Source organism: Kitasatospora sp. NPDC001683 (assembly GCF_053596495.1).
Genome location: NZ_JBSFGK010000203.1, coordinates 1 through 4,357 on the forward strand (window position 1 = coordinate 1; position 4,357 = coordinate 4,357).

The 4,357-nt window shown below is 70.9% G+C and carries 4 protein-coding genes, 1 rRNA gene and 1 pseudogene; 3 read left to right on the top strand and 3 right to left on the bottom strand.

The genetic code is table 11. The features are described from left to right. A pseudogene (locus tag ACWCYO_RS40325) lies at positions 1-126 on the bottom strand (electron transfer flavoprotein subunit beta); the annotation flags it as partial. A gap of 420 nt (positions 127-546) precedes the next feature. Beyond that, positions 547-960, bottom strand: coding sequence for a thioredoxin family protein (locus tag ACWCYO_RS40330; RefSeq protein ID WP_270141916.1), 414 nt, complete (start codon positions 958-960; stop codon positions 547-549). A 207-nt stretch (positions 961-1,167) separates the two neighbouring features. On the opposite strand from ACWCYO_RS40330, the gene ACWCYO_RS40335 reads away from it, so the two are divergent. From ACWCYO_RS40335 to ACWCYO_RS40345, 3 genes are all read left to right on the top strand, one after another. Next, positions 1,168-1,593 carry a DUF4395 domain-containing protein gene (locus tag ACWCYO_RS40335; RefSeq protein ID WP_270141918.1) on the top strand — a complete coding sequence of 142 codons (426 nt, stop codon included), beginning with the start codon at positions 1,168-1,170 and terminating at the stop codon, positions 1,591-1,593. Between the two features lie 284 nt (positions 1,594-1,877). Then, on the top strand, positions 1,878-2,648 hold the full coding sequence (locus ACWCYO_RS40340; protein WP_270141920.1) for a lysophospholipid acyltransferase family protein: 771 nt from the start codon (positions 1,878-1,880) through the stop codon (positions 2,646-2,648). Positions 2,649-2,849: 201 nt separating this feature from the next. Continuing rightward, on the top strand, positions 2,850-4,232 hold the full coding sequence (locus tag ACWCYO_RS40345; RefSeq protein ID WP_449787015.1) for a TolB family protein: 1,383 nt from the start codon (positions 2,850-2,852) through the stop codon (positions 4,230-4,232). A 55-nt stretch (positions 4,233-4,287) separates the two neighbouring features. Here ACWCYO_RS40345 and rrf read toward each other — a convergent pair. Beyond that, a 5S ribosomal RNA gene (gene rrf / locus ACWCYO_RS40350) occupies positions 4,288-4,357 on the bottom strand; the annotation flags it as partial.

Consider the following 4,357-nt stretch of genomic DNA (forward strand, 5'->3'; position numbering starts at 1 on the left):
GTACTCGTCCAGCTCCGACAGGAGGCCGTCCACACCCTCCCGGTCGGTGGTGTGGTCGTCCGCGAAACGACGGTCACCCGTCGCGTCCGGCACGTACTTCACACAGACAACGATCCTCAAGCTCACGGCCTTGTCTCCTGTACTGGTCTCGTCCGGCGGCTGCGACGTGCAAGCGGGCGCGAACACGGCACGCACCCGCTCCGGGCAGCGAGTTTCCCGTGCCGGTCCGGAACTTCCTGGCAGCATACTCGGCGGTAGCCCAGTGGTCACTACTGGCCAGTAGCTTATGCCGGACGGCCCGCGCCGCCGCTTGCGCCCATCCTGCCCCAGGCAGGGGTCGACTCCACCTCGCGGGCAGTGCGAACCGGTGCGAGATTCCCGGACGGGCGCGGAGGACGGGGCTACTGGCTGGCCGAGCCGAACAGATGACAGATGACAGCGAACAGATTTCATCATCTGTTCGCTGTCATCTGTCACCTGTTTCTTGTCAGCTGTTACCTGCCGCCTGTTCGCCGCCGCTCCCAGCCGCTCCCCATGCCGTTCGCGTCAGACCGCCTGACCCAGCGCCGCGATCACGTCCGCCTTGCGCGGCATCCCCGCCGCCCGACGCACTACCCGGCCCGCCGCGTCCAGCACCAGGACGGTCGGCGTCCGCAGGACCTCCAGCCGGCGGACCAGCTCCAGCTGCGCCTCGGCGTCCAGCTCGACGTGCGCGACCCCGTCGACCATCCCCGCGACCTCGGCGAGCACCCGCCGAGTGGCCCGGCAGGGCTGGCAGAACGCGGTGGAGAACTGCACGAGGGTCGCCCGCTCACCGAGCGGCCCGCCCAGATCCGCCTCCGACAGCCGTACCGTCCCGTCCTTGGTGCCCACCCTCAGCCTTCCGTCGCGCCTGGCCCTCAGCAGCCCGAACATGGTCGCCACCGCCAGCACGACAACGCACACCACCGGTCCGGTCATCCCTTCAGTCTGCGGCAGCACGGCCGGGCTCCGAAAGGGAGGTCGACCTGTCGACACCGGACCCGTACGATCGGCAGGTGGACTCCGACCGCACCTCCCCGCCGCTGCTGACCGTCCGTCGCGCCGTCGCCCCGGGGCCGGCCACCGCCACCGGTTGTCGCTGACGCGCCCCGCCGCAGCCGTCCGTCGCGATCCCCCGGAGCCCCCGTGCAGACCGACCCCCGCGGTCACCGCTTCGCCGCCGCACTCAGCGCGCTGGTGCTGGCCGCCGTGCTCATCACCGGCAGCGGCCTGCTGCTGGCCGCGCAGGCCCTCGTCTTCACGCTCGGCGCGTTCGGTGGCCCCCGACTGTCCCCGTACGGCTGGCTGTTCCACACCTTCATCGCCCCTCGCCTGGCACCACCCACCGAGACCGAGGACGAGCGGCCCCTGCGCTTCGCCCAGGGCGGCGGAGCCGTCTTCGCCGCCGTCGGCGTCCTCGGCTACCTCACCGAAGTCACCTGGCTCGGCCTCCTCGCGACCGCCTTCGGCCTGGCCGTGGCCTTCCTGAACGCCGCCTTCGGCTACTGCCTGGGCTGCGAGATCTACCCGATCATCCGACGGGCTCAGGGTCGCCTCAGCGCCGGCGCCTGACCGGGCCGCTCACCATCGCACCCTGCCGGGCCGGATGCCGCACCTGCCCCCACCCTGTCGGGAAAGGACGAAGAACGGAAAAGTTCCCCTGCGGCTTCATCACGGAGATCACACCGTGAATATTCGCTTGACCGCACGCCTCAGATGACAGCAGGCACTCGTTCGGGGGATCATCTCCGTGTATCACCCGTGACCGCCGCGGCGTGCCGTGCTCCGGTCGGCTCCCGCGCACGGCGCGGGTACCCGCCGTACCGGGCCCCGGCCCGTGGAAGTCAGGACTGACCGTGGCAGAGTTCGTCTACCCGCCGGTGATCGGCGCCGCACTCACCGCCTTTCGTGCGCTCGACGTGCGGATCAAGATCATCGGTGCCGAGCACATCCCCGCCAGGGGCGGAGCAGTGCTGGTCAGCAACCACATCAGCTACCTGGACTTCCTCTTCGCCGGCCTCGGCGCCTACCGCGGCGGAAAGCGCAAGACCCGGTTCATGGCCAAGGACGACGTCTTCCGGCACCGCATCTCCGGGCCGCTGATGCGCGGCATGAAGCACATCCCGGTCGACCGCACCGACGGTCAGCCCGCCTACGAGGCCGCCGTGCGCGCCCTCAAGGCCGGCGAGGTCGTCGGGGTCTTCCCCGAGGCGACCATCAGCCGCTCGTTCATGCTGAAGAAGTTCAAGACCGGTGCCGCCCGGATGGCCGCCGACTCCGGCGCCCCACTGCTGCCCGTCGTCCTCTGGGGCACCCAGCAGCTGTGGACCAAGGGCCGCCCGAAGACCCTCACCAAGCGCCACGTCCCGGTGACGATCATGATCGGCGAACCGATCCACCTGGGCCCGGGAGACAAGCCCGTCATGGTCACCAGGAAGCTGCGCGCCGCCATGAGCGAGATGCTCGACCGGGCCCAGCGGGAGTACCCCGGCAAGCCCTCCGGCCCGGACGACACCTGGTGGGTGCCCGCCCAGCTCGGCGGTACCGCACCGACCCTGGAGGTCGCCGAGGCCGAGGACGAGGCGGAGGCCCTCGCCAAGGCCGAGCGCCGCGCCGCCCGGGGCTGATCCGCTCCGCGCCCACCTCACGTCACCTCTACTCCGTGTGACCGAGCAGACGCGATCCGTCGCGTGTCGCCCGGCCGCCGACCCTCACCGTCTGGCACAGTGACAGCTCGTTCCAGGGGCTTCCCCCTGGACTCGTCCTGAGTCCCTCCCCCATCGGAGCCGGGGCACACGTCGGAGCGGTCGGAAAGGTCGGAGACGGAGATGACGCGGAGCACCGGCACACGGCAGTCCTCCACGAGCAAGGCCCGCACCCGCGCAGCCGCCGGTGCGGGCCTTCTCCTTGTGGGCGCCCTGATCACGGGCTGCGGGGCCGAGCCCGGCGAGATCCCGCTCTCGGAGATCCGCCCGGAGTCCCCCACCGCCACCCCCGAGCCGACCGAGTCCGCGTCCCCCGGCGTGGTCGGCGCCGCGAACACCGAGGCGCACAACGGACTGATCGTCAGCCGGGCCTACACCGACGCCACCCGCACCACCAGTGCCATCGTCACCCTCGGCCCCGACGGCGCGGGCCAGCACCAGGTCACCCAGCCGCCCGAGCGCGCCCGCGACGACCGCCCCGACTGGTCCCCCGACGGCAGCGCCATCGCCTTCGACCGCACCGACCCGAAGACCGGCGCCGCCCGCCTCTGGACGGTCTCCACTGCCGGCGACAACGCCCACCAGATCAGCCAGCTCTGCGACACCAGCAGCGCCACCGCCGACTGCGCCAACGAGGACGAACGCGCCCCCGCCTTCTCCCCCGACGGCAAGCAGCTCGCCTTCAGTCGTTCCTGGGGCGCCCTCGACCAGGCCCACAACAAGCAGGTCCAGTACTCGGACCTCTACCTGATGAGCCCCGACGGCACCAACGTCCAGCGGCTCACCTTCCTGACGAACGACAAGCCCTACTCCGGTACCGTCAGCAACCCCAGCTGGTCGCCCGACGGCAAGCAGCTCACCTTCGAGTACCGCACCAGCGCCACCGGACAACCCGCCAACAGCCGCGCCATCTACGTCGTCAGCGTGGACGGCACCGGGCTCCGCCAACTCACCCCCTGGGAACTGCGTGCCGGCGAGCGCGCGGCCTGGTCCCCCGACGGCACCCAGATCCTCTTCACCACCTACCCGGCCGACGCCGACAACGCCCCCGGCGGCGGCATCTACACCGTCCACCCCGACGGCACCGCCATCGGCGCCCTCACCCCGGCCCCGTCCACGACCTTCTACGGCACCGCGGCCTACGCACCCGACGGCAAGTCCATCGTCTTCACCCAGGCCCCTGCGGGCTCCGGTGCGGATCTCTACAGCATGCGTCCGGACGGTACGGGAGTCACCCGGCTCACCAACAGCGGGGACAAGTGGCTCAGCCGTCCGGCCTGGGGAACGGCGGCGGTGCCGCCCCAGGCTCCCCAGTCCGAGGCACCGTCAGCGGGCCCGTCAGCGGCCGCGTCGGCACCGGCATCGGCATCGGCATCGGCATCGGCCGGGGCAACGCCTTCCGAAGCCCCGACCGGTGGGGCCTCGACCGCCCAGTCGACGCCGACCCAGGCACAGGGGCAATCGAAGACCGATGACAACCAGACGCAGGACGGCGACGACAACTGAGCGAGAATGCGAAAAGCCCCTGATCCGAAAGGATCAGGGGCTTTTCTGAAGAATTGTTCGGCGGCGTCCTACTCTCCCACAGGGTCCCCCCTGCAGTACCATCGGCGCTGTGAGGCTTAGCTTCC

Coding starts and splice junctions, on each gene's coding strand:
- ACWCYO_RS40330 (WP_270141916.1), bottom strand. CDS start 960: ATGACCGGACCGGTGGTGTGCGTTGTCGTGCTGGCGGTGGCGACCATG.
- ACWCYO_RS40345 (WP_449787015.1), top strand. CDS start 2,850: ATGACGCGGAGCACCGGCACACGGCAGTCCTCCACGAGCAAGGCCCGC.